This window comes from Colwellia piezophila ATCC BAA-637 (assembly GCF_000378625.1).
GTDB lineage: Bacteria > Pseudomonadota > Gammaproteobacteria > Enterobacterales > Alteromonadaceae > Colwellia > Colwellia piezophila.
Window position 1 is genome coordinate 1 of record NZ_KB905165.1, and the last position, 25600, is coordinate 25600.

General features: G+C 39.1%; 18 protein-coding genes. 10 read left to right on the forward strand and 8 right to left on the reverse strand.

Annotated features, from left to right (window positions below; translation table 11 throughout):
• Nucleotides 1-551: 551 nt before the first annotated feature.
• From gltX to F580_RS0110390, 3 genes are all read left to right on the forward strand, one after another.
• Nucleotides 552-1964, forward strand: coding sequence for a glutamate--tRNA ligase (gltX, locus tag F580_RS0110380; RefSeq protein WP_019027662.1), 1413 nt, complete (start codon nt 552-554; stop codon nt 1962-1964).
• A gap of 42 nt (nt 1965-2006) precedes the next feature.
• Nucleotides 2007-3356 carry a DEAD/DEAH box helicase gene (locus F580_RS0110385; protein WP_019027663.1) on the forward strand — a complete coding sequence of 450 codons (1350 nt, stop codon included), beginning with the start codon at nt 2007-2009 and terminating at the stop codon, nt 3354-3356.
• Nucleotides 3357-3556: 200 nt separating this feature from the next.
• Nucleotides 3557-4186, forward strand: a complete 630-nt coding sequence (locus F580_RS0110390) for a pseudouridine synthase (protein WP_019027664.1) — start codon at nt 3557-3559, stop codon at nt 4184-4186.
• A 625-nt stretch (nt 4187-4811) separates the two neighbouring features.
• Here the strand turns inward: F580_RS0110390 and F580_RS0110395 are convergent.
• Nucleotides 4812-5219, reverse strand: a complete 408-nt coding sequence (locus tag F580_RS0110395; RefSeq protein WP_019027665.1) for a DUF3718 domain-containing protein — start codon at nt 5217-5219, stop codon at nt 4812-4814.
• A gap of 774 nt (nt 5220-5993) precedes the next feature.
• Between F580_RS0110395 and F580_RS0110400 the strand changes: the two genes are divergently transcribed.
• Nucleotides 5994-7661 carry an FMN-binding glutamate synthase family protein gene (locus F580_RS0110400; protein WP_019027666.1) on the forward strand — a complete coding sequence of 556 codons (1668 nt, stop codon included), beginning with the start codon at nt 5994-5996 and terminating at the stop codon, nt 7659-7661.
• A 99-nt stretch (nt 7662-7760) separates the two neighbouring features.
• Here F580_RS0110400 and F580_RS0110405 read toward each other — a convergent pair whose 3' ends face one another.
• Together F580_RS0110405 and F580_RS0110410 are read right to left on the reverse strand one after the other, a co-directional pair.
• Nucleotides 7761-8633, reverse strand: a complete 873-nt coding sequence (locus F580_RS0110405) for a 23S rRNA (adenine(2030)-N(6))-methyltransferase RlmJ (RefSeq protein WP_019027667.1) — start codon at nt 8631-8633, stop codon at nt 7761-7763.
• A 105-nt stretch (nt 8634-8738) separates the two neighbouring features.
• Nucleotides 8739-10331: an ABC-F family ATPase gene (locus tag F580_RS0110410; protein ID WP_019027668.1), complete on the reverse strand. Its 1593-nt coding sequence runs from the start codon at nt 10329-10331 to the stop codon at nt 8739-8741.
• A gap of 642 nt (nt 10332-10973) precedes the next feature.
• Here F580_RS0110410 and F580_RS0110420 point away from each other — a divergent pair.
• From F580_RS0110420 to F580_RS24350, 3 genes are read left to right on the forward strand one after another with little or no spacing between them, the layout of a single operon-like run.
• Nucleotides 10974-11330, forward strand: a complete 357-nt coding sequence (locus F580_RS0110420) for a response regulator (protein ID WP_019027670.1) — start codon at nt 10974-10976, stop codon at nt 11328-11330.
• Between the two features lie 30 nt (nt 11331-11360).
• The gene (locus F580_RS0110425) at nt 11361-11984 is read left to right on the forward strand and encodes a chemotaxis protein CheX (protein WP_019027671.1); all 624 of its coding nucleotides are present in this window, start codon (nt 11361-11363) and stop codon (nt 11982-11984) included.
• 9 nt (nt 11985-11993) lie between these two features.
• Entirely contained in the window at nt 11994-14048 is a 2055-nt protein-coding gene (locus F580_RS24350; protein ID WP_019027672.1) for an ATP-binding protein, read from the forward strand.
• A gap of 357 nt (nt 14049-14405) precedes the next feature.
• Here F580_RS24350 and F580_RS0110435 read toward each other — a convergent pair whose 3' ends face one another.
• On the reverse strand, nt 14406-16709 hold the full coding sequence (locus F580_RS0110435) for a YgiQ family radical SAM protein (protein ID WP_019027673.1): 2304 nt from the start codon (nt 16707-16709) through the stop codon (nt 14406-14408).
• 357 nt (nt 16710-17066) lie between these two features.
• Here F580_RS0110435 and F580_RS0110440 point away from each other — a divergent pair, with 357 nt between their 5' ends.
• Entirely contained in the window at nt 17067-18965 is a 1899-nt protein-coding gene (locus F580_RS0110440) for a DUF885 domain-containing protein (protein ID WP_026301376.1), read from the forward strand.
• Between the two features lie 203 nt (nt 18966-19168).
• Here F580_RS0110440 and F580_RS0110445 read toward each other — a convergent pair whose 3' ends face one another.
• The 4 genes from F580_RS0110445 to purM all read right to left on the reverse strand — a co-directional run bounded on the left by F580_RS0110445 (nt 19169) and on the right by purM (nt 23162).
• On the reverse strand, nt 19169-19660 hold the full coding sequence (locus F580_RS0110445; protein ID WP_019027675.1) for a hypothetical protein: 492 nt from the start codon (nt 19658-19660) through the stop codon (nt 19169-19171).
• An 816-nt stretch (nt 19661-20476) separates the two neighbouring features.
• Nucleotides 20477-21241 carry a DUF3108 domain-containing protein gene (locus F580_RS0110450; protein ID WP_019027676.1) on the reverse strand — a complete coding sequence of 255 codons (765 nt, stop codon included), beginning with the start codon at nt 21239-21241 and terminating at the stop codon, nt 20477-20479.
• Between the two features lie 123 nt (nt 21242-21364).
• Complete coding sequence (purN, locus tag F580_RS0110455; RefSeq protein WP_019027677.1) at nt 21365-22006, reverse strand: phosphoribosylglycinamide formyltransferase; 642 nt, start codon at nt 22004-22006, stop codon at nt 21365-21367.
• 115 nt (nt 22007-22121) lie between these two features.
• On the reverse strand, nt 22122-23162 hold the full coding sequence (purM, locus tag F580_RS0110460; protein ID WP_019027678.1) for a phosphoribosylformylglycinamidine cyclo-ligase: 1041 nt from the start codon (nt 23160-23162) through the stop codon (nt 22122-22124).
• A gap of 210 nt (nt 23163-23372) precedes the next feature.
• Here purM and F580_RS0110465 point away from each other — a divergent pair, with 210 nt between their 5' ends.
• Together F580_RS0110465 and hda are read left to right on the forward strand one after the other, a co-directional pair.
• Nucleotides 23373-24803, forward strand: a complete 1431-nt coding sequence (locus tag F580_RS0110465; RefSeq protein ID WP_019027679.1) for a DUF2066 domain-containing protein — start codon at nt 23373-23375, stop codon at nt 24801-24803.
• Nucleotides 24800-25516 carry a DnaA regulatory inactivator Hda gene (hda, locus tag F580_RS0110470; protein ID WP_019027680.1) on the forward strand — a complete coding sequence of 239 codons (717 nt, stop codon included), beginning with the start codon at nt 24800-24802 and terminating at the stop codon, nt 25514-25516. Before F580_RS0110465 ends, hda begins: the two co-directional genes overlap by 4 nt.
• The last annotated feature ends 84 nt before the right edge of the window (nt 25517-25600 follow it).

Below are 25600 nucleotides of genomic sequence, written 5' to 3' on the forward strand. Positions count from 1 at the left end.
ACCTTCTACCTTTTACACCCCGCGCCATGTCACTGGTTCAAGCCCGTAGCTATCAAAGACCGTCCACCACTTTTTAAAAACTCCAAAACTCTAAAAATCCAAGCTAATAATACTTTTCACTGTCTATTTTTATTCTTTCTACGTTGCCATTCTGTTTATAGTTCATTTAATTACATCAAAGTGATGAATTAACCTATACCAATTCCATTAAATTTATTACCAACTCAGAGCTGCGCTAGGAAAATTAGAGCAAATAAAATTTGTGTAGCTCTAGTTATTCTAAATCAAACGAATTTATGCAGTTATCACTTTCCTAGCGAGCTCCCAAAGGGCGAGTTTAAAAGGCTTATATGCAGCGTTATTGATTTTGACAAGGAAGTAATCATTCTCGGCAATCAATGCCTTGCCTCGAAACCTTTAAATTCTCGCTGAGTAGTCAATAACTTAATGGACTTGGTATTCACCTCAATGTTAAAATGCGCTCAATTTATTGATTTATACTGCTAACGCCGCCAAATAGGCGTTATTAGTGACACCTTGTAGAGACTCTTATGACTTTAACGACACGTTTTGCTCCAAGCCCAACAGGTTATTTACATGTTGGTGGTGCCCGTACTGCCTTGTATAGCTGGTTATATGCCAAGAAAAATGGCGGTAACTTTATTCTTCGTATCGAAGATACCGATTTAGAACGTTCTACCCAAGCATCAGTTGATGCCATTATGGATGGTATGAATTGGTTAAACCTTGACTGGACTCACGGTCCTTACTTTCAAACAAAGTGTTTTGATCGTTATAAAGAAGTCATCGAACAACTATTGGCATCGGGTAATGCGTATCGCTGTTACAGCACAGCGGAAGAAGTTGATGTTATGCGTGAAGAAGCCAAAGCAAAAGGCGGTATTGAAAAATACAATGGTTTATGGCGTGACCGTACTGATCACCCTGCAGATAAACCTTTTGTTATTCGTTTTAAAAACCCATTAGATGGCGATGTTGTTATCAAAGATATGGTTAAAGGCGATATTACCATTAGCAATGAGCAGTTAGATGATTTAATCATCGCGCGCTCTGACGGCACCCCTACTTATAACTTAACGGTTGTGGTTGATGACTGGGATATGAAAGTTTCTCATGTTGTCCGTGGTGATGATCATATTAGTAATACTCCTAAGCAAATTAACATCCTTAATGCTTTAGGTGCCGATATCCCACAATATGCCCATATCCCGATGATTTTAGGTGATGATGGTAAACGTTTATCTAAACGTCATGGCGCAGTAGGTGTTATGCAATATCGTGATGATGGTTTTTTACCAGAAGCACTTTTAAACTATCTAGTACGTTTAGGCTGGTCACATGGTGATAAAGAAATCTTTTCTCGTGAAGAGATGATTGAGTTATTTGACTTAAAAGACTGTAACCGCGCAGCGTCTGGTTTTAATACCGATAAACTTATTTGGGTTAATCAGCATTACATGAAAACCATGGACCCTGAATATGTTGCTGAGCACCTTGCCTGGCACATGAAAGACCAAGGTATAGATACTACTAATGGACCAGCGCTTAGCGAAGTAGTTAAAATTCAAGCTGACCGCGTTAAAACCTTGAAAGAAATGGCACAAATATCACGTTATTTCTATGAAGATTTTACCGAGCTTGATGCAAAAGCCGTTAAAAAACATTTACGCCCAGTGGTTAAAGAGCCAATGATGTTAGTTAAACAAAAACTAGCTGCATTAACTGATTGGTCACCTGAGCCTATTCACGCGGCAATTAATGATACAGCGGTTGAATTAGAACTTGGTATGGGTAAAGTCGGTATGCCACTACGTGTTGCGGCAACAGGCGCCGGTAACTCACCATCACTTGATATTACTTTAGCTTTGTTAGATCAAAAGAAAGTATTAGAGAGAATTGATCAAGCCCTAGTGGTCGTTGAAGCAAGAATTGCTGCGAGTTAATGAGCATTTTAAACACGTTAAATAAATGTAGGAGAGTACCTAGTGCAATTTAGTGATTTTGGTTTAGACAGATGTTTAATAGATACCGTTAATCATCTTGGTTTTAGCGAGCCAACACAAATTCAGCAACAGGCTATTCCTGCGGCAATGGCGGGGCATGATTTGATCGCCTCGTCGAAAACTGGCTCAGGTAAAACCTTAGCCTTTATTCTTCCTGCGATACAAAGGTTGACGAAAAACCGTGCTTTATCTAAACGTGATCCACGGGTAGTTATTTTAACGCCAACACGTGAGTTAGCTAAGCAGGTCTTTAGTCAATTACGTTTATTTACGGCTAATACTCAGTTTAAAGCGGTGCTGATTTTAGGTGGCGAAAACTTTAACGATCAAGTGAAAGTGTTAGAAAAAGACCCGCATTTTATTGTCGCAACACCAGGTCGATTAGCGGATCATTTAAAGCAAGGTCATTTTTATTTAAATGGCTTAGAGCTGCTTATTTTAGATGAAGCAGATCGCATGCTTGATTTAGGTTTTAGTAAACAGCTCACGCAAATAAATAATGCTGCCGATCATCGTAAACGCCAAACCTTATTGTTTTCAGCAACCTTAGACCATGCGCAAGTGAATGACTTTGCCAAAGAATTATTAAAAAAGCCGAAACGTATTGCCATTGCATCGGCCCATACCGAACATGAAGATATTACCAAGCGTTTCTTTTTAGCTGACAATCTCAGCCAAAAAGAAGTACTTTTGCAGCATTTCTTAACGACAGAAATTTCGCAGCAAATCATTATCTTCACGGCAACACGAAGTGATACTGAACGTTTAGCTACCATGTTAACCAAGCAAGATCTTAATGCGGTAGCCTTAAGTGGTGACTTAAACCAAGGCCAACGTAATCAAATTATGGACAGTTTTGCTAAAGGTAAACACAAGATATTGGTTACCACAGATTTAGCTTCACGTGGCCTTGATTTAATCAATGTTTCGCATGTGATTAACTTTGATATGCCAAAACATGCGGAAGAGTTTGTCCATCGTATTGGTCGTACGGGTCGTGCTGGCACTAAAGGTGATGCTATTTCATTGGTTGGCCCTAATGACTGGTTAAGCTTTAAAAACGTGGAAGCTTTCTTACAGCAAAAGATAAGCTTTACCAAAGTTGACGGGTTTAAGGTTAGGTTTAAAGGCTTAAAACCGAAAAAAGAAAAAGTGGTGAAAGCTATAGTTAATATTGCTAAAGATAAAAAAACGGTATCGAATAAGCCAAGAAAAGTCATTAAGAAAACTTTCCTTGATATAGAAGATTTCGGCGCAATGAAAATTATTAAGCGTAAGAAAGTGTTAACACCAGAGCAAATTGAAGATGCGACTAAAAAGGAACAGGATTAACTTCTGTTACCAATGCATTTAAACAGGGCAACTTCGGTTGCCTTTTTTTATGCCAAGAGTAACTTGTCTTGAGTAAGTTGGAAGTTATAAAACGCGTCTCAATTTCACTCAACCATAACACTGAGCAGGCGCAGTGCATCTAACCCTGACTAATTGTATAATGTAAGACCACTCAGACTTTACCTTCAAAGCGATGTTTAATGCCAACCACTAACCAACCCCCTTTAGCAGAGCTCGCTGAGCCAAGCCACGTTCACCAGCACTTCAAAATATTTAAGCCATATGGTTTTTTAAGTCAGTTCTTACCCGAACAACGCAAGAAGAAACGTCTACTAGGCGAGCTATTTAACTTCCCCAATAAAACGATGGCGATTGGGCGATTAGATCACGACTCCGAAGGCTTATTGTTACTCACAACCGACGGTATGATGAGCTACAAGGTCAGAGACAAAGCTATAGAAAAAGAGTACTACGTGCAAGTTGATGGCGTGATCACGGTTGAAGTCATGTCACAGCTGCAAAATGGTGTTGAGATTGGTATCAATGGCACTAAGTATCTAACCCTGCCTTGTAAAGCGTACAAGCTAGACGGTGAGCCTCAACTCCCCACTCGTGGTCGTAAAATTCGTGATCTGCGACATGGGCCTACTAGTTGGATCTCTATCACTCTGTGTGAAGGGAAAAATCGTCAGATAAGAAAAATGACGGCTGCGGTGGGCTTTGCCACATTAAGGCTGGTAAGAGTGCGGATTGGCGATATCCATATCGATAGCTTGATTGCCGGTGACGTTGTTACGCTTCCTAATTTTGACGCCGCACTTAATCGCTAAAGCCTCAAGTATTAAACCCTTTGTGCTTAATATTACCAACTCGCTAGCCCTAATCAGCAGAGCATTCAATCACCAACTAGCGTAAACCACTATTCCTGCTGATTTATCTTGCCGGAACAACGGCAGCCCTCGACGTCAGGAGCATATTGTCCTGATGTGCCATCAGCGCTGTTACGTCGATAATACTTGAGTGAATTGAAGAATACGTTAGCAGCTGTGAGGGATTCCAAAGGGATAAAAAGAGTGGCGGTAGTCTCTTTCTTCTGGGTGGAGTTGCTACCGCGACAAATCATTTTAATTTACGCTGACCATATTTATTTAACGATCACTTTTACCACAACAGCGGTCATTCGAGATTATTAAATACATGCAAAATTACTGTCTGCTTTGGGATCAGAAAGTTGACAGTAATAGCAATTTTAGGATTTTATAGTAAAGGGTAAAAGTAGACATTAACACTAATAAAGCTAACTATGTCCTAAGCGCATCCAACCAGATTATAGGATGCTTCAAGGCTTGTAGTAGTCTATTTTACACCTACGGAAAGTAACATTAATTTATTAAAGGAGAGCCAAACTTATCTAGTAAATTATAGAAATTTGGCTCTGAATTCTTGATATGCAATTTATTTAGCAGAGCCGACATAAATGATTTTAATTTCTTCATTTCTGCGATTTAAAACGGCTGCGATATCTTTTATTTCAACACTTGTGGCATGAATTTTATCTTTTTTTGTGGTCAAACGATTTAAATATGCAAAAGTATCTAACGCATCATATTTATGGGCAAAATGTGCCATCACCATATCATTACAAGTAATATTATTAACAGAAAATCGTTTGTTAACAAACGCGGCACCCCACGAATTTAGTCGCAAGGCATTTTTTAATCCAAGTTTATTATTATTACCGGCAAACACACAGATTTTAGTCTCAATACTATTATCTGCTGCGATAAATTTATACTTGGTGGCATTAACATTAAAAGATAATAATAAGATCACGACTACTGATATTAAATTTAGTATTTTCATAACAGACTCCTTTAAGTTGCAAGTTTCAGATACTCTTTGAGTAAAACTCTCGAATAGGAAGCTATTAAACACATCCTCTTCTATATCATTATAGGCATTTATCGCGCCATTCTGAATTCGTAAAACCTAAAGGTAGGAATAAAAAGAGATTAAAATGTGTAACTAAAAGTAATATTGATTTTGATATATTAAGTGTAAAAAAATTAGACACTTACTCATAAAAAAATCCGAAAACTAAATATAAATTTCGTGTTAAATGTGGAAATAGCACAATTAAGAGCCAAAGCATAGAATATGCAATGCTTTTTATTGTCGACTGTAAAAAGGGCTGACATTTTACTCCGCTCTACACTGAGAGATTGAGTCACTAGAAGTTATTAGGCCGGAATTTATGCCAAACTAAAGGCTGATGTGAACACGTTAATTATGGTGGTTTTCAGACAGAAAGGACTATAAAGCGCACTAAGTTGCCATAAATCCTCTCTCACAATGTGCTCTGAAGTGCGATAAGCCGAAGAGATACTTTAAGCTTCACCGCAGTATTTTTGGATGAGCGCACTAGTTTGATGGATATAAAAGTAGTGCGCTTTAGCTTACTTATTTACCCTAGAAACTCACCAATTAGTCCGCTCTTTTTTATTTATCAAAGCAAATAGTAATAACAGGTTTATTTAAGACTATATCCATGTATTCAATAGCTTGCAAAGATGCTAAATTATTAATGATATAGGGTGTATTTTAAATACCAATACAGACGTTAGATAAGGACATTTCATGACCATAATGCAAAAAACTCTCTGGTTAATTGCCAGCCTAGGTAATTTTTCGGCAGGGTACTTCTTTATACAGAGTCAAAGCGCATTGAGTATTGCTTTGTTAGTAACAACATTACTCTATAGCCTCATCGGTATATACGATGTCTTTTATAGCCGCCACAGTTTAAATCGTCTTTATCCGGTAGTGGCTTATCTGCGCTATTTCCTTGAATCTTACCGTGTTGAAATTCAACAATACTTTATTGCCAATGATACCGAAGAGCGGCCTTTTAACCGCGAGCAACGTACCTTGGTCTACCAACGCGCTAAAAATGTTCGTGATACCATTGCTTTTGGTACCCAGCGTAATCTCGTTGAAGATAACTACTTAAGTTTATGGCATTCATTATCGCCAACTCATATAAAAGAAAGTGCTAAACGCATAATCATTGGTGGTGATAGTTGCAAGCAACCTTATTCAGCATCGTATTTGAATATTTCAGCGATGAGCTTTGGCTCGTTAAGTAGCAATGCTATTGAAGCGCTTAATTTAGGCGCTAAAAAAGCCGGTTGTTATCACAATACCGGTGAGGGCGCGGCGAGTCCTTATCATTTAAAACATGGCGGTGATATTGTTTGGCAGCTGGGCACTGGGCTCTTTGGTTGCCGTGATGAGCAGGGGCGCTTTAATCCTGCTAGTTTTGAGAAAACGGCTAAACTACCGCAAGTTAAAATGATCGAAATAAAGTTAAGCCAGGGGGCAAAACCTGGTCATGGCGGTGTACTGCCGAAAGCCAAAATTACCGATGAAATAGCACGTATTAGACATATCTCAAAAGATCATGATTGTATTTCGCCCGCAGTAAATCCAGAATGTACATCACCAAAAGACTTACTGGCCTTTATCGAACAATTACGCCGCTTAAGTGGTGGCAAGCCTGTTGGTTTTAAATTATGTATTGGTAATCCGGCCGAGTTTTTAAGTATTTGTAAGGCCATGTTAGAAACGGGCATTACTCCTGACTTTATTACCGTAGATGGCGCGGAAGGCGGAACGGGCGCTGCGCCGGTTGAATTTACCAACCGCCTAGGTTTAATTTGTTTAGAGGGCATAAGCATAGTAAATAGCGCTTTGGTTGGTGTCGGTTTACGCAATAAAATAAAAATTATAGCTTCAGGTAAAACCGCCTCAAGTTTTGATTTACTGGCAAAAATCGCTGCTGGCGCTGATGTGGTTAATGCCGCAAGAACTATGATGATGGCCATTGGTTGTATTCAATCAAGACATTGTAATACCAATGATTGCCCGACAGGTGTGGCAACTCAAGACCCTGCACGGGCAAAAGCCATTGATGTTGAGTCGAAAAGTGAGCGAGTGAAAAATTTTCACTACAATACCCTGGCAAGCTTTTATGAATTAGTCGGTAGTATGGGGCTTGATGATCCTGCCAAGTTAGTGCCACAAATGGTCAAAAGGCGCTCACCTTATGGCATGCAAATGTCGATGGGCAGTCTTGTTGCGCCACTATCTGCCAATGCTTTAATAGACCCTTCAGCAGGCGAGAATGAACTTGATGAATCGTGGCAGCACTGGTGGAAAAGCAGTAGTGCCGAGCAGTTTTATGTTGATGATTTCTTTATACTGAAAGCGCCTGAGTTTCATCAAGCAAAAGTGAAAACTGCTTAGCACTTTCGATTGTTTTTTAGGAAAGTCCCTTTAGCTAATGGTGAGCTAGATATACGTAAAGCTAAATTACAGTTCTACGTATACCTCACTAAAACGAAGTTACTCGGCAATGAGCTGCTTCAGCGTATAACTTGTCGCATCAGTGCCAAGTTTAGCCTTCATATACGGTAATATCTCTTCAAGTTGTGCTGTTAATTGCCATGGCGGGTTAACGATAAACAAACCAGTGCCGGTCATGCCGTATTCGTCAGTATCCGCGGCCATGCAAAACTCTACTTTTAATAGGTTTTTGACGTCACTGTCAGTAAAGTCTCTCTCCATTTGTTCAACTAACTCACGCTTAACCACCGGATACCAAAGAATATAAGTGCCTGTTGAAAATTTTGTATAGGCCTTAATAATGGTTTTTACCGCTTTTTGATAATCTTCTTTTAGCTCATAAGGTGGATCGATTAACACCACACCGCGACGACTTGGTGGTGGTAATAAGCCGAGTACACCTTTATAACCATCAGACTGCTTAACGAACACTTTACGCCAGCGCTGACAAAAATCTTCTAAATGTTGAAAATCAGTCGGGTGTAACTCAAATAAATGACTAGAGTCTTGTCGACGAACAAAGGCTTTAGCGATGCCAGGAGAGCCTGGGTAAACCTCAAGTTCGTCACTTGTGTCAGTACTTGGTTCACTTGCATTACTGCTGAGGTTAAGGCTGTTGATTAGCGATAAATAGGGTTCAAGTGCTTCCGGTGCGTTTTCATCATTAATGATTTTGGCAATACCGTCTTTATATTCACCGGTTTTTTGTGCATATGCATCGGCCAATTGATACATACCAGCGCCAGAGTGGCTATCGATATAACAAAAGCCTTTTTCTTTACGAGTCATATAATCAAGTATCAGTGATAAAACACTGTGTTTGAGTACATCGGCAAAATTGCCAGCATGAAAAGCGTGACGATAACTAAGCAAGGTAATTCCTTAAAGTAGGGGGGTAATGGATATCATGGTACACAAGAAAAAAAACGGCTATCAAACAGTATTTTTGATAGCCGTTAGCAATATTTAGTTTATAGCTTATGCTTGGCTAGCTAAGTACTCGTCATAAGTTCCGGCAAAATCGATATAACCGTCTTTGGTTAACTCAATAATACGAGTGGCGATAGTTGAAACAAACTCTCGGTCATGGCTAACGAATAAAAGCGTACCCTCGTATTGCTCTAACGCCATATTTAGGGATTCAATTGATTCCATATCCATGTGGTTGGTTGGTTCATCAAGCAGTAAAATATTAGGCTGTTGCATCATTAACTTACCAAATAACATCCGACCTTTTTCACCACCGGACAATACTTTAATTGACTTTTTAATATCATCAGATGAGAAAAGTAAACGTCCTAAATAACCGCGAATCGCTTGCTCGTCATCGGTTGGTTGGCGCCACTGGCTCATCCAGTCAAATAAGGTCATGTCATTTTCAAACTCAAATTCATGATCTTGCGCGTAATAACCAATATTGACATTTTCAGACCAAGTAAACTCACCTGAATCTTGCTTATAAGCGACTTCGTTCATTAAGGTGCGTAAAAAGGTCGTTTTACCAATACCATTTTCACCAATAATAGCGATGCGTTCACCAACTTCAATTAAGGCGGACAGATCTTTAAGGATATGATTACCATCAAAGCTCTTATTTAGTTTCTCAACGACTAACGCATTACGGAATAATTTCTTTTCTTGGTCAAAGCGAATAAACGGGTTACTACGACTTGATGCTTTTACTTCTTCTAACTGAATTTTATCAATGCGCTTAGCACGAGAAGTGGCTTGTTTTGCTTTCGAAGCATTAGCCGAGAAACGCGCCACGAAGGCTTGCAGTTCGCCAATTTGTGCTTTTTTCTTCGCGTTATCTGATAATAAACGTGCTCTTGCTTGTATTGCTGCCAACATGTATTCGTCATAGTTACCTGGGAAAACACGTAGCTCACCGTAATCTAAATCGGCCATGTGGGTACAAACACTGTTCAAGAAATGTCTATCATGAGAAATAATGATCATGGTTGAATTACGTTCATTTAACGTTTCTTCTAACCATTGGATAGTGTGAATATCCAAGTTGTTGGTTGGCTCATCCAGTAATAAAATATCAGGATCTGAAAACAGTGCTTGTGCTAGTAATATACGTAACTTAAAACCAGGCGCTATTTCACTCATCAAACCGTAATGTTGCTCAACCGGAATACCAACACCAATTAATAGCTCACCTGCACGAGCTTCTGCGCTGTAACCATCCATTTCGGCATATTCAGACTCTAAATCGCCGACTTTCATACCATCAGCTTCACTCATTTCAGGCAAAGCGTAAATACGGTCACGTTCTTCTTTTACCGCCCAAAGTTCGGTATGACCCATGATAACAGTGTCAATTACACTGTTATCTTCAAAAGCGAATTGGTCTTGACGTAATTTACCTAAACGTTCACCAGTATCAAGGGTAACGTTGCCACCAGTCTGCTCTAAATCACCACCTAAAATTTTCATAAAGGTAGATTTACCACAACCGTTTGCGCCAATTAAACCGTAACGGTTACCGCCACCAAATTTTTGTGAGATGTTTTCAAACAATGGCTTAGCGCCAAATTGCTGAGTGATATTATTTGCTGATAGCATGATGTCTTCCGTCGAATGTTGAGATTTACTGAGTCAAATGTGTCAGTAAATATACCGATAGATACCGAAAAATATGTAGTTACCGGACAAGTGATGCGCGCGATTATACACTAGTGTTTACTGGTCGCATACGATAATTTATAACTAAGCCAGGCGCCAATTAACCATTTTCACATATACTAAATAGATGGATAAAATACTTTCAATGAGGGTTCTCCACTTCGATGTTGAATAGGAGGTAGTCTTATGAAAGTACCGATGAAGTTTTTATATTTAAGTTTATTTGTATTCTTTGCTATTACATCAAAGCCGTTATGAACAGCCAAGAAAATACTAACCCTATAAACGAAACACCTGAGTTATTAACAGATGCAGTTAATGAACTTGTTGATGCACTAGTTGTTGAAAAAAAGTAGCTATATGTATCGGTGTTTTGTCAGGTTTACCTAAAATAATGCCTAGAATAAAACTCATTTTTTATTCTCAATGTTATAAGTCATTTTTCAATGGCGTTGAACAAAGACTTTTTAATTTTATGACTACTATTGCTATTTTTGTTGATTAACTGGATAAAAACCAAGTCCCTGCATAAACTTGCAAGCAACGTTATGATATATCATGATTTAACTTTTAGGTGGCGTAATGAGCGTAACAATCTTAGTGGTTGATGACAGTTTAGTTTCACGGATGATGATAAAAAATATTTTAGAAATCCATGCACAGGGGGCTGATATTATAGAAGCAGGCAATGGTGAGCAAGCACTCGATAAAGTAGCTCAAGGTAAGGTTATTGATGTAGCTTTTATTGATTACAATATGCCTGGCATGACCGGACTTGAGTTAATCAGTGCATTGGCTGCCAAGCTGACCATTCCAAAAGTAGCCTTATTGACAGCAAATATTCAAGATGAGATCAAAGCTCAGGCATTAGCTGCGGGGGTGACATTTATGAATAAGCCCTTTGATGAAGAGGCCATCGCAAATTTTTTACATAACTAGCCGTTCGAGTCATTAACGAGTAACTATTATATGCCAGATAAATTGACCCCACTTGAAATAGATGCCCTAACGGAAATTTTTAATATTGGTATTGGCCGAGCTGCTAATTCTTTGAATAAAATGGTTTCACAAACGGTTGACTTAACCATTCCTGAAATTGACATATTGCCTAATAAACAGGCTAAACAGAAACTTGATTTCGATATTGCTATGGAGATCAGTGCTGTTACTCAACGATTTTCCGGGGACTTTAAGGGGCAAGCTTTATTAATGTTTAGTAAAGAGAATGGCTTGCAACTTGTTAAATTGTTACTTGGTAATAAAATACCCATTGAAGACCTATCTGAATTAGAACAAGACTCATTAGTTGAAATCGGTAATGTTATTTTAAATGCTTGTTTTGGTACCGTGATCAATTTTTTGCAAGCGTCCATTTCAATTGAAATGCCAGAGTTTATTCAAGGTAACCTAAATGAGATTTTTACTTATAGTAGTGAGTATGATTGGTCACTGTATATTAGGGTGAAATTTTCTTTACCCAGTGAAAATATTGAGGGTCATATATCCTTCATCATGGATATTACTTCACTAGAAGTTTTTCAAGAATCAGTGCGGAAATTTGTTTTTGGAATCACCAATCCTACTCCGAGTTAAGGTGATGGTATGGAAAATTTAACCAATGACATTCTTTATGCTTCTTTAAATCAACTTTCTGTCGGTATTATTATTATTGATAAAGAGCAAAGGGTAGTCTTCTTTAACCAATGGTTAAGTGATTATTCAGGTAAGGCATTAGGTGATCATGAAGGTAAATATATAGGGGCAGTATTCAAACAATATCAAGACTCTCGGTTGAGGGATGCCTGTGAATCTGCATTGACCTTGGGTTTACCAGCACTATTATCACATACCTTTAATCCTACCCCTTTACCCCTTTATCAAAAAAACTTCTTTGGCGATGAAAAATACTTAATTCAACAACAAATTAGTGTCAAAAGGATTGCTGTTGAGTCGTTAAGTCCTCTTTGCCAAATAGTCATTGATAATGTCACCAATATGGTTAAAAAGGAGCAGACGTTAAAAAACCTAGCGGATGAAAATAAAGTTCAACAACAAAAGGCTGAAGTAGCAAACCGCTCAAAATCTCAGTTTCTTGCCAATATGAGCCACGAAATTAGAACGCCCATTAATGGTGTGTTAGGCATGCTAACTTTGTTAGCGGATACTCAGTTAAGTAGAACGCAACAACACTTTTCAAAACTTGCTAAGGTTAGCGCTGAAACCTTATTACATCTTATTAACGATATATTAGACTTTTCCAAAATAGAAGCGGGAAAACTTGAAATTGAAAAAGTAGTCTTTAACCTACCTGACTGCATAGTTGAAACAGTGCAAGCTATGTCAATTAAAGCACAGCACAAAGGTATAGAAGTTGTTATTGATACCTCAGCTTTACTCGCAGGTTTTGTTGTTGGTGACCCTAGCCGATTAAAACAAATAATGACTAATTTACTCAGTAATGCCATCAAATTCACCAACCAAGGTGAAATCATTATCACGGTTACCACGCAGGAGCAAAGTTCAGCAGTAATTAAGCTAGTGGTCGTTATTGCCGATACGGGCATAGGTATTGCCGCGACAAAATGCGATTCTCTTTTTAATGCTTTTACCCAAGCTGACGCTTCTACCACGAGAGAATACGGTGGAACTGGCTTGGGACTGACTATCGTTAAGCAATTATGTCAATTGATGGGCGGGAATATAAGCGTTAACAGTCAACTGGGGCAGGGTAGCCAATTTACCTTTCATTTAAACTTGGCTAAGAGTGAAAAAGCAATAACACCTTTTAAACGTTTTACCGAAAAATCAATCTTATTAATTGAAAGCAATGCAACTAGTAGTAGAAGCATTAGTAGACAATTACAGTTATGGGGGCTTAATGTTGTTATGAAAATAACAGCCGATGGCGTAATCGCCGTAGGTGATGAAATTGAGAGTAATGATTTTTCTGTCATTATCCTTGATAGCAAATTAGATAAAGCAGTACTTGATAATATTGCTAATTTATTGCTGATAAATAATAAACTAAAATCCGAAATCGTACCTATCATTTTTATGACACCGATGGATGATCGCAGTACTGAAAAAAACAGCGAGCTTTTGGCATTGAGCAATGATGGCAATATTTATCAGCTAGCTAAACCTATTAGCGCTGCAAAGCTTTATCAAGTTCTAACAAGCGCTTTCTCTACTGAGAGTACCGAACCAGAGCAGAGCTTGTCACATCGAACACCTGAAAAATATCTAATAACGAATAACATCGATAAACAAGCAAGAATTCTATTGGTTGAAGACAATAGAATTAATCAAGAAGTTGCCTTAGGTTTATTACGTCGGATGGGTCACAGTGCTGATGTCGCAATTAATGGCGTACATGCGTTAAAGCTGATATTACAGCGACAATTTTCGGAGCCCTATCAGTTGGTTTTAATGGATTGCCAAATGCCTGGAATGGACGGATATCAAGCAACACAAGCCATTCGCACTGATGATAGATATCAGCGAGTCAATCAGGTGGGTATCATAGCCATGACAGCTAATACCATGAGCGGAGATCAGCAAAAATGCTTAGATGCAGGAATGAATGATTATTTAGCTAAACCAATTAACCCGCAATTACTGGCAGAAAAAGTAGCATTTTGGCTAGCTAAGGCGTAGATAACCTATATACCCGTTACCAATCAAAGTGCAGGGTTTCAGTGGGAATTAAAATGGCTTTAGGCAAGGAGAATCATTTAAGCATAGTCATTACTATGGTTTGATCATTTAACGCGGTATAAAGTCATTTTAAACCCATCGAAGAAGCGTTTGATCAACATCACTTCATCGTTGCTGTAACTCATAATGACGCTGCACGGATGCAGCTTATTAGAGAATGCAGGAGCATATTCTCCTGAACAACCATTATTTCATCACAGCGCCTTGAATTGAAATTGCTCAAGCACTCTGAAACATGCCTCTTGAATGGTCACGGGTATATTTGTGATTATCTACGCCTCAATCGCTTATTTAAACTTATTTAGGGTTTTTTCTATCGCTAAACTGATTATCTGAAAAGCGGGTTAAACCTTTTTTGTGCGTTGGCGTTCTCTTACCTTTTCCATTACTTTGTCCCGGTTTAGAACGGTTTTGACCCGGGCTACTTTTAAAGCCTTGCGAGTTATTCTTACCTTGTCTGTTTCTATTGGCTAAATTCTGCTCGTTACGGGTTTCTCTAGGGACTAAACAGGTTGGCGCAGAGCCAATAAGCTTGGTTAAACCCAGCTTAGTTAGTGCTTGACGAATTTGTGGCCAGTTTAGGGGATCATGATAACGCAGTATAGCTTTGTGTAAGCGTCGTTGAATGGTGCCTTTGGGTACGGTTATTCGGCCATCTTCCTTCGCTAAGTTTTTGGTCGTCACGTTACGTAAAGAGTTCAACTCGGTATGGTATAAGGTGGTGGCGTTGGCTAATGGTGATGGATAAAAATTTTGCACCTGATCTAATTTAAAATCATTTTCTTTCAGCCACAAGGCTAAATTAACCATATCTCTATCCGTGGTGCCTGGATGAGCAGAAATAAAGTAAGGGATCAAATATTGCTTTTTACCGGCAAGTTTAGAGTAATGATCGAACAATTCTTTAAATTTATCATAGCTACCCATGCCTGGTTTCATCATCTTATCAAGCGGTCCTTGCTCGGTATGCTCAGGAGCAATTTTTAAATAACCGCCAACATGATGGGTTGCTAATTCTTGAATATATTCAGGGTGCTCTATGGCTAAATCGTAACGAACACCCGAAGCGATTAATACTTTTTTAATGCCTTTAACTTTACGCGCTTTACGGTAAAGTTCGATGGTGGGTGTATGATCGGTATCTAAGTGGCCACAAATAGTCGGCCAAACACAAGACGGTTTACGACAAGTGGCTTCGGCTTTTTCACTTTTACAATTGAGCTGATACATATTAGCCGTTGGGCCACCAAGATCGGATATCACGCCAGTAAAGCCTGGGACCTTTTCTCTGATATCTTCTATTTCTTTAATAATAGATTCATGGGAGCGACTTTGAATAATACGGCCTTCATGCTCGGTAATTGAGCAGAAAGTACAACCACCAAAACAACCGCGCATGATATTAACCGATGTTTTTATCATGTCGTATGCTGGGATCTTGGCTTTACCATAACTTGGGTGGGGTACTCGCTTATATTCAAGATCAAATACGCCATCCATTTCCGCTGTTGAAAGCGGTTTCGCCGGTGGGTTTAACCAAATAAGTCGTGTGCCATGGCTCTGTACTAACGGCTTAGCGGAAGTAGGGTTAACTTCTTGATGAAAAATACGTGAAGCATGCGCATACAAAACCTTATTCTCTTTTACCTGCTCAAAGGTCGGTAAATTAATATAAGTGGTTTCCCAAGGTTTAGCTTTCTTTTCCCAGGTTTTATTACGGTAGTCAGCCATTACAATTGGCTGAGCCGTTTTGGTAACGTCTTTAGCTAAATTTTCCGCAGCCGACTGTGCTTCGTTATCACTACAGCTTTCTGGGGTAATTTCAGTGTAAGGGCTAAGGATGGCGTCAATTTTACCCGGTCGGTCAATATCACGGGAGTCTATGCCTTTCCAACCTGGTAATGGCTGATTGGTTAAGAAAGCACTACCGCGTACATCGGTGATGTTTTTAACATCTTCACCACGGGCAATACGGTGAGCAATTTCAACTAATGGCCGCTCTGCATTACCAAAGACTAATAAATCTGCTTTTGAGTCAAACAATACCGAGCGACGCACTTTATCTGACCAATAGTCATAGTGGGCTACTCGGCGTAAACTGGCTTCAATACCGCCAATAATTACCGGCACACCTTTAAACGCTTCTTTACAACGTTGAGTATAAGCTGTTACTGCGCGATCAGGACGTTTACCGCCTTCATCATTCGGCGTATAGGCATCATCATGACGCATTCTACGCTCTGCGGTATATCGGTTAATCATGGAATCCATATTACCGGCAGTCACGCCAAAAAATAAATTAGGCTTGCCTAATTCCATAAAGGCATCTTTTGAATGCCATGCAGGCTGCGCGATTATGCCAACTCTAAAACCTTGGGCTTCAAGCATACGACCAATAATAGCCATACCAAAGCTTGGATGATCAACATAAGCGTCACCGGTGACAATTATTATGTCGCAACTGTCCCAGCCTAACACGTCCATTTCTTTGCGTGTCATAGGTAAAAATGGTGCGGTGCCGTAGCACTCAGCCCAGTACTTTGGATAATCAAATAATCCTTGCTGTGGTTTCGAAATTATTTGTTTTTTAACTGAAGCCATATCACCATTCCCATTGGGGTTAACCGATTATAAATTACTATGTCACTAAATGACTGTGCCGCACTCTGTACTGCGACCTGTACCGCGAAAATAGCGGGCGCCGGATTATAGCAGAAATTTTAAAATAATCCCAAATATATCTGTATGTTTTTCGTACAGCGGGCGCGATAAATATTTAGAAAAACAAGATTGTATAATGTTTACAATATTGGTCACATTTGCTCTAATCGTTTGCTCGCATCACGATATTAACGTGATGCGAGCAAACCGGGTAGTATGAAAAAAAACAAAGCTATCAACAAAGTAATTCAAAAAACAAAAAATAATAAACAATGTTATTCCATTTTAGAGGAAGCTATGAATAAGAATTTAAAAAACAGCCTGTTGGCTAGCGCTATTGTCGCAGCTCTTGGCTTGAGTGCCTGTGATAATAAGGGTAATACTGTAGCGGTTAATGACACCTCGCCAACACAAAAATCAACCGAAAGAACGTCAATTCACGATGCAGAGCAAGAATTAATCGCGCTCTACTTACAAGCTAAGCAAAGTCTTTTTAAGCAACGAGCTTTATCAGCAACCATGTATGGTTTAACAGAGCAAGATGTAGGTCACGTTGTTAGTGACAAGATGGAGCTGTTCAGCCCTGCTAATGAAAAGCAGCTCAGAGCAGAGTTATTATCAATATCCAATAAAATTGCAAATATCAAACTAGATGGTGCCGATATCACCACTAAAAATAATCAGCAAGTGATGGCTGGGTTAACGCGATATTTTGCCGGAGAGCCAAACTTTAACATTGGCTATATTGATACTTGGATGGGACTATCCCCTTTTATGGTCAATCAAATCAATGGTCCTTTAATTGATATTCCACGCATAATGCAAAACGACCAACCCATAACAAACGAGCAAGAAGCATTAGCCTATATAGCGCGCTTGGGACAATTTGATAAACTTGCTGCCAGCATTATTGAAAAACAAGCCTTTGATGCCGCACAAAATTGGTTACCACCAACAGTGACTCTGCAAGGGGCAATTAAATACCTTAAAGGGTTTACCCAAGTAGCTGCAGAACAGCATAGTTTTGTAAAAGTTTTTAGTGATAAAATTGCCAAGATAGCTGCCCTTGATGCCAAACAAAAGCAAATATTAGTAGAGCAAGTCATTACCCAGGTGAGTGAGGTGGTTTACCCCGCGTTTAAATCGGTAGCCAAGGCTAGCGAAAGATTATTACCTAAATCTCGAAGTGAATCTGGTATATGGGCACAGCCAAAAGGTAGCGCTTATTATAAAGATGCTATCAAGCAACTGGGTGATAGTGAATTAACTCCGAGTCAAATTCACCAAATTGGTTTAGATGAAGTGGCGCGTATTAGCCTGGTGATGAATAAGATACTGCAAGAGCAAGGATACAAAGACGGTACTGTTGGTGAGCGCATGGTAGCGTTAAACGAAGAACCACGTTTTTTATATGAAGATTCTAAAGCCGGACGTGAGGAGTTGTTGAGTGATATAAATGGTTATATTACTGATATGACAATAAAAATGGCGCCGGTATTTAAAACCACGCCAAGCTATCAAGTTGAAGTCAAAGCATTCCCTGTTGAAGTTCAAGAGGGTGCGCCAGGTGGCCAATATACTTCTCCAGCGGTTGATGGCAGTAAACCCGGTATTTATTGGATTAATTTACGTGATATGAAAGCTAACCCTAAGTTTGGCTTGAAAACGCTAACCTATCACGAAGCTAACCCAGGTCACCATTGGCAGATCGCCTTAAACTTAGATCAAGCTGAGTTACCTTTCTTACGTAGAATAGCCCCTTACAATGCTTATACCGAAGGTTGGGCCTTATACAGTGAACAAGTTGCTTATGAGTTAGGCATGTATGAAAATGATCCCTTTGGCAACTTGGGTCGCTTACAAGCAGAACTCTTTAGAGCGGTACGTTTGGTTGTTGATACGGGACTGCATGACAAACGCTGGACACGCGAGCAAGCCATTAGTTATATGGCAGAGCAAACGGGCACGGCTGAGTCCGATGTTATTGCTGAGATTGAACGTTACATGGCATGGCCTGGTCAGGCGTTAGGTTACAAATTAGGTATGTTAAAAATATTAAGCTTACGTGCGCAAGCTCAGCAGCGTTTAGGCGATAACTTTGATTTAGCTGAGTTTCATGATGTTGTGCTGTTAAATGGTGCAGTACCTATGGCGGTATTATCACGTAACGTAAACTATTGGTTAGATAGTAAGTGATAAGGAATAGGTAGTAAGTAATCAATGAATTTATCAAACCGAGCAAAGTCCGTTGCAACAGTTTAGATAGTAAGTAATATAAAGCCGTATTGATATTAGCGATGTTATTAACAATACGGCTTTTTACTCAAAGCGATTTAGCCGCTTTAGTGAGGCGACTTTAGTACCTACTTTAGTTGAGTACTTAAATTGAATACTTTAAATTAGTGAATCGGCTGACTCTGTTCAGTCATTTCGTTTCTGCGATGATTTTTAAGTAGTACACAGTGTGTTTCTCCTAAACGAGCACTGCTACCGAGTGCAGAAATTTCATCTGCAGAAAAATAAGCATTTGAAAGAATAACAGCAGAGCAGTTACCCCGACATAAAACACTTTTTATTTGCTCTATATCTAGATGAGCAGACCTTTCATTCAGCAAATTATTCACTTTATTTTTCCCTTTAAAGCTCACACGAAGTACTTGTGAAACATCAATGCCATGTGTTTGGGCTAATTGTTCTAAAGATGACTCTTCAGGGTTAATAAACAACAGCCACTTTTTTTCTTGCTTATATTGTTGGCAAATATCTACATAGTGCGACGATAACTCTTGATGGTTATCAACATTAGCTAACTTTAACCAAACCTGCTCTGCAAGGGGAGTGTTGCGGGCATTATTTATAGTGTTGGTGTTAAGTGTATCGGTCGGGTTCATCGTTTTTCCTCGCACTAAATAGTGATATATAACTATACTGTATGTTTGTACAGTATATGGTTTGTGGTGACTATTCAAGCACTATTTGTTATTTTTTGCACAGTTGTGCATCACTTGCTTTAAGCTGCGACCTTAATATATCGGCTGGATTACGAGTGTAGTGTTTGCATAGTCTATTGCGGGCAGGGTTTATTTCGAAAATTATTAAGGCGCTTAACGAACTAAGAATACCAGCAAGCCGCGGGAACGTTTAATACCATTTTGATTAAATTTCTTCCCTACTCAGAGCTACATTGGTGAGCTTAGAACAAACAAAATTTGTTAAACATAGTTATTCTATATTTCATTAATTTTGTGACGTTATCAGTTTATCAATGAGCTCCCAAGGGCGAGTTTAAAAGGCTTAAATGCGGCGTTATTAATTTTGACAAGGGAATAACCATTCTCATCAATCAATGCCTTGCCTCTAAGCCTTTTAATTCTCGCTGAGTGGGAAAGAACTTAATCAAATTGGTATTAGTATTATTTGAATGAGAAAAGTGAACAAATAAAGAATACGGGGATGAACTTGGCCAGTGACATCAATAAGCCATCAGCATGGGTGATGTAAATGATTGTTTAAATAAGCGTTCAAATTATTGTTTCAATAATGCTTTAAATGCATCCATTGAAAATAGAAGGTAAACACAAGTAAGCATGAATAATGCTCACTTGTTGCTATATAGACGAAGTACTCGTCTGAGACTCATGGCAGTAATGGAGGATTATTTAACCTGAAATAACTTTTTGAGTCACTTTGCTTAGCCAGAGTTGAGGTTATTTAAGCTCTAGTGTGGTTAACTGAGCTTCAAATTGTTCAGAGCCCGCTTTAACTTGGTAAAGTTTAACCAGTAAGAAATTTAACTCGGGTGCAAACCAAGCGTAAGTAATGCGTTTTTTCTCAATAATTTCACGCTTTAAACGGATAGTTTTAATTAAGCCATAAGGAAGCATTAATTCTTCTTTGCCATCATAGAGGTACTCATAACTTTTAACGGAGCCTTTGCTGCTAATCACCGGGTAAATAAAACGCTTTTGCTCGGGGTTGTTAATTAAGTCGATACGGTTTTGTAAGTGGTAACTGAGTTTATCAAGTAGACCATCGCTAAAATCTAGGGTTATTGTTTTATCATTTTTTAAGTCTGTCGCCGTTTTTGCGTTCAAGTCATATTGCCATTGATAGTACTTATCACGGCCAGTTCCCTCTCGTTGATAATCATAACTTAACGGTATCACTTGGCTGTTTTTAATAGTAACTATCGACGTTTCGCTACGTTTGTCAGAAAAAATTAACCAACTGATATCTGTTTCATAATGGTATTTTATCTTATCATCTTCAAGATAGCTCAGCTCCCTAATTGCGGTGCCAACAGGATCAGATTTATGCAATAAAGTATAAGTTGCCCGATAGGCAGGAATGATTTTTGAAAAGGAAGATTGTTGTACTTGGACTGCTTCTATTGGCGGCGTTGCAATCTTCGCTGTGTTGGCTAAAGAAATAAAAGGTATTGCTAAAAAGAGTAGCGGGGAGATTATTCGCATAAGAAACAAAGTGTCCAGAAGCTTTAGTATGTATTGATACTAACAGCTTCTTTCGCTTTATTAGCAACAATTTACTAAGTATTTACTAAGAATTTGTCGCATGGTTGTTCGGGTATTACTTTACTAATCGTTAGCGTAACCAGAAGCAGGCAGGATGTTATTATCAAGTACAGCATGATCGCCTTGCATACTAAGTCTTTGCTTTGCAAACCATTTTACCACAAGTGGGTAGATACGGTGTTCTTGCTCATGTACTCGAGCCGCTAGGTCATCGCTGTTGTCACCTTCAAATACAGGGACTTTAGCTTGCAGGATCACTGGTCCGCCATCCAATTCTTCAGTAACAAAATGCACACTAACTCCGTGAACATCATCACCGGCATCAATAGCACGTTGGTGGGTGTTTAAACCTTGGTATTTAGGTAAAAGGGAAGGGTGAATGTTGAGTAACTTGCCCTGAAAATGTTGCACGAAACTTGGCGTAAGAATACGCATAAAACCGGCTAGTACAATTAAATCAGCATCGAAACCATCAATAACTTTGATCAGTGCTTGATCGTAATCTGCACGGCTAGCAAAGTCTTTATGGGAAAGTGCTACGTTGGCAATGTCTGCATTTTTAGCGCGAGTAAGGCCATAAGCATCGGCTCTATTTGATATTACGCCAACCACTTCCCCAGGGTAAGCACTGTCCGTACAAGCATCTATAATGGCTTGTAAATTAGTGCCACCGCCAGAAATCAAAACGACTATTCGACTCGACATGTCTTTTCCTTATTAATTTTTGCAAAAACTGTGATAAAGCGGTGATACATAAAAGGGGCTAATAAATAGCCCCTTTTAAAATATACTTCTGCTTGCTTAGCACATCAGCTGTTTATTATGAAATAACAACTTGCTCTTCGCCGTCGGCTTTATCAGCTATTGCGCCAATATGCCAAGCGTTTTCACCGTGTGCAGTTAACACTTCAATACTCTGCGCAACTTTGTCAGCAGGTACTACGATTATCATGCCAACGCCACAGTTAAAAGTACGGTACATTTCATGTTCCGTGATATTGCCTTTTTCTTTTAACCAAGTAAAGATGCTCGGCCATTGCCAGCTATCACCTTTAATAACGGCTTGTGCCGTTTCAGGAAGTACACGTGGAATATTTTCCCAGAAACCACCACCTGTGATATGAGAAAGTGCATGAACATCGACATTTTTAAGTAACTCAAGCACAGATTTTACATAAATCTTAGTAGGCTCAAGTAAGTGATCAGCGATCTTCTTACCATCAAGCAATTCATCAGTATCGGTATTGTTTACTTCTAATACTTTACGAATTAAAGAGAAACCATTTGAGTGAGGACCAGAAGCACCTAGTGCAATCAATTGATCGCCAGCGGCAACATTAGTACCATCAATTAAACGAGATTTTTCTGCAATACCAACACAAAAACCAGCAATATCGTAATCGCCCTTGTGATACATGCCTGGCATTTCAGCCGTTTCACCACCAACAAGAGAACAACCAGCCTGTATACAGCCTTCAGCGATACCTTCTACCACTGATACAGCAACGTCAACATCAAGTTTAGCCGTAGCATAATAATCAAGGAAGAATAATGGCTCAGCGCCTTGCACGATAAGGTCATTTACACACATAGCAACTAAATCGATACCAACGGTATCGTGTCTAGCTAAATCGATAGCTAAACGTAATTTAGTGCCGACACCGTCGGTACCTGCTACTAATACAGGCTCTTTATAGCCGGTAGGTAATTGAAATACCGAACCGAAACCACCTAAACCACCCATAACCTCGGGACGCTTTGTGCGTTTTACTGCACCTTTAATTTTCTCAACTAGGGCATTACCAGCATCAATATCAACACCAGCATCTTTATAGCTTAACGACTGTTTTTGTTCGCTCACGGGAAACCTCAGAAATTACCGACAGTATTTTATGGGGCGTATTCTACCAGTGCTAAGTCTCATACTCAAGACGATTACGGTATCTTCAGCTTGTTTTATTGCAACTGTGCATTTATAGGGAATTTATTAATAATTTCAGATATTAATTGTTAGCGGTGTGATAAGATAACAATTATAAAATCACAGAGTTTTTTCAAATTTTTAGTTGATATGTTTAGATTTCCTTTTGTTTTAATTACACTAATATTTACGCTGCTGAGCACTAATTTACCAGCCCTTGAAGTAAATGATTTATACCAAGCCAAAGTCGTTGTTGATTCACAAGCGCGTTCACAGCGTGAACAGGCAATTAAACTCGCACTGCAACGTGTGTTTTTAAAAGTGGGTGGCAAGCCGAGTGTGCTAGCAGATAAAGTGCTACAGCAGGCGCAAAAAAAAGCTAACCGCTATGTAAGTCAGTACCGCTATCAACGTAAAGATGGGCAACTTAGCCTCGTTGTCAGCTTCAACGAAGATAAAGTAAATCAATTATTTGAAAAAGCCAACTTAGCGTTGTGGGGTAGCCTACGTCCACAAGTGCTATTATGGTTAATAGATGAGCAGGGTAAAAGTCGCCGAATCATTGCAGCGAATCCTGACTCAATTAATCCTGACTCAATTAATCCTGACTCAATTAATCCTGACTCAATCAATTCGGATGCAACTGACTCCGATGCGATTAATCTAGATGCCATTATCTCTGTCAGTGTCAATGAGTTTTCTATAAAACGTGGTTTACCTATTGTTATGCCTTTAATGGACATCACGGATCGCCAACAAGTGGTCGTTAGTGATTTTTGGCTGTATTCTCACGAGAAAATAGAGCGAGCCTCACGACGCTATTTTGCTGACACTATTATTGTGATGAGAGTTTCAGACTCCAGTTTGCTCACCGATGAAATGGAAGGTAGTACTTTAACTCCTACAGATAATGTTGCTTGTGGTTTATTATGCGAACAACAAGATGTGGCCACAACTAAGGTACTACTAGACTGGCGGGTGTATACGCAAGGTGCTCTGTATACCCAAAAATATCAAGGTGTTGATAAACTTAGTTTAATTAATCAGGGTTTATCTGATATTACTGCATTGATTTACCAGTCTTATGCTTTATTGGACTCGGCTGAAAATGATTTTGTTATTGAAGTTGAAAATGTTACTTCGTTAAAAAGTGATATCCAATTATTTGACTTTTTAGTGGATTTGTCGGCAGTTAAAGCCGTTACCTTAATGAGTGCCCAAGGTGATGTTCGTCGCTTTAAATTAGAGCTACTTGGTTCTAAATCTTCATTTCTTGCCTCATTAAAACTGAATAATAAATTAACTCAAAACCTAGAACCACAACTCGATGACAGCAGTGGAGAAGCCAATTTTAGGGATAAGCCAATGAAGGTTATTGTGCTCGGTGAAACTAATATCAGCACACAAGGCCCTGTTGATCGAGTTGCTGATAAAAGTACTTCTTTAGCAGACGTCACCACGGTAGAGGTTATTCCTGAAGTTGATACTAAAATAAATGAGCAAGATCTAGCCGGGGAATCTGTGATACCAACGCTAATATTAGCCCCCAAAACCCCCGTTTTTTATTGGGAGCTAGGATGAAAAAAGTTGCTCAACTAGCCTTAATGGTGCAATTACCCGATGACGAAACTTTCCAAAGTTTTAAAAGTGAGCTTAATGTTGCGGTAGTCAGTCAGCTAAAATCTTATATTGAACAAGTACAAGAACAAGAGACGCCACACGGTTTTTATTTATTTGGTTTATCCAGTGCGGGTAAATCACATTTGTTACATGCAAGTAGTACTTATGCAGCCCAAGTGGGTAAGTCATCTGTGTGTTTATCATGTGCAGAATTGAAACAATTGCCCGTAGAAGTACTTGATGGGTTAGAGCAAATTGATTTAATTTGTTTAGATGATATTCATTTGATTGCCGGTGATAAACAGTGGGAACAGGCGATATTTGATCTCTACAACCGTGTACTTGAACAAAATAATTATTTATTAATCTCAGGAAACGAAAGTGCTCACCAGCTTGGTATTGGCTTACCTGATCTAGTATCAAGACTTTCTTGGGGCTTAACTGAACAAGTTAAGTCACTTGATGATGATGAAAAGATTGTTGCCATACAACACCGTGCCACGCAGCGTGGTTTGTTCTTATCAGACGAGGTGGTTAAATTTTTGATTAATCGTTTGAGTCGAGATATGGGCAGCCTAATCGAATCACTCGATGTATTAGATAAAGCTTCTATTCAAGAGCAAAGAAAAATTACCATTCCATTTATCAAGCAAGTGCTTAGCCTAAAGAGTTAATGGATAGTTTAAAATAATTATTAGCTTTTATTGCAGAATAAAAAAACAGCAGAAGTTAGTGCCGTAGCGCCCCCCCAAATAAAC

Bases quoted from the DNA above. Each gene is read 5' to 3' on its own strand.
- hda (WP_019027680.1), top strand. From the start codon at position 24,800: ATGAAAAAAGTTGCTCAACTAGCCTTAATGGTGCAATTACCCGATGAC.
- F580_RS0110425 (WP_019027671.1), top strand. From the start codon at position 11,361: ATGCCAGATAAATTGACCCCACTTGAAATAGATGCCCTAACGGAAATT.
- F580_RS0110465 (WP_019027679.1), top strand. From the start codon at position 23,373: ATGTTTAGATTTCCTTTTGTTTTAATTACACTAATATTTACGCTGCTG.
- F580_RS0110450 (WP_019027676.1), bottom strand. From the start codon at position 21,241: ATGCGAATAATCTCCCCGCTACTCTTTTTAGCAATACCTTTTATTTCT.
- F580_RS0110420 (WP_019027670.1), top strand. From the start codon at position 10,974: ATGAGCGTAACAATCTTAGTGGTTGATGACAGTTTAGTTTCACGGATG.
- F580_RS0110395 (WP_019027665.1), bottom strand. From the start codon at position 5,219: ATGAAAATACTAAATTTAATATCAGTAGTCGTGATCTTATTATTATCT.
- purN (WP_019027677.1), bottom strand. From the start codon at position 22,006: ATGTCGAGTCGAATAGTCGTTTTGATTTCTGGCGGTGGCACTAATTTA.
- F580_RS0110440 (WP_026301376.1), top strand. From the start codon at position 17,067: ATGAATAAGAATTTAAAAAACAGCCTGTTGGCTAGCGCTATTGTCGCA.
- gltX (WP_019027662.1), top strand. From the start codon at position 552: ATGACTTTAACGACACGTTTTGCTCCAAGCCCAACAGGTTATTTACAT.
- F580_RS0110390 (WP_019027664.1), top strand. From the start codon at position 3,557: ATGCCAACCACTAACCAACCCCCTTTAGCAGAGCTCGCTGAGCCAAGC.
- F580_RS0110435 (WP_019027673.1), bottom strand. From the start codon at position 16,709: ATGGCTTCAGTTAAAAAACAAATAATTTCGAAACCACAGCAAGGATTA.
- F580_RS0110445 (WP_019027675.1), bottom strand. From the start codon at position 19,660: ATGAACCCGACCGATACACTTAACACCAACACTATAAATAATGCCCGC.
- F580_RS0110400 (WP_019027666.1), top strand. From the start codon at position 5,994: ATGACCATAATGCAAAAAACTCTCTGGTTAATTGCCAGCCTAGGTAAT.
- F580_RS0110410 (WP_019027668.1), bottom strand. From the start codon at position 10,331: ATGCTATCAGCAAATAATATCACTCAGCAATTTGGCGCTAAGCCATTG.
- F580_RS24350 (WP_019027672.1), top strand. From the start codon at position 11,994: ATGGAAAATTTAACCAATGACATTCTTTATGCTTCTTTAAATCAACTT.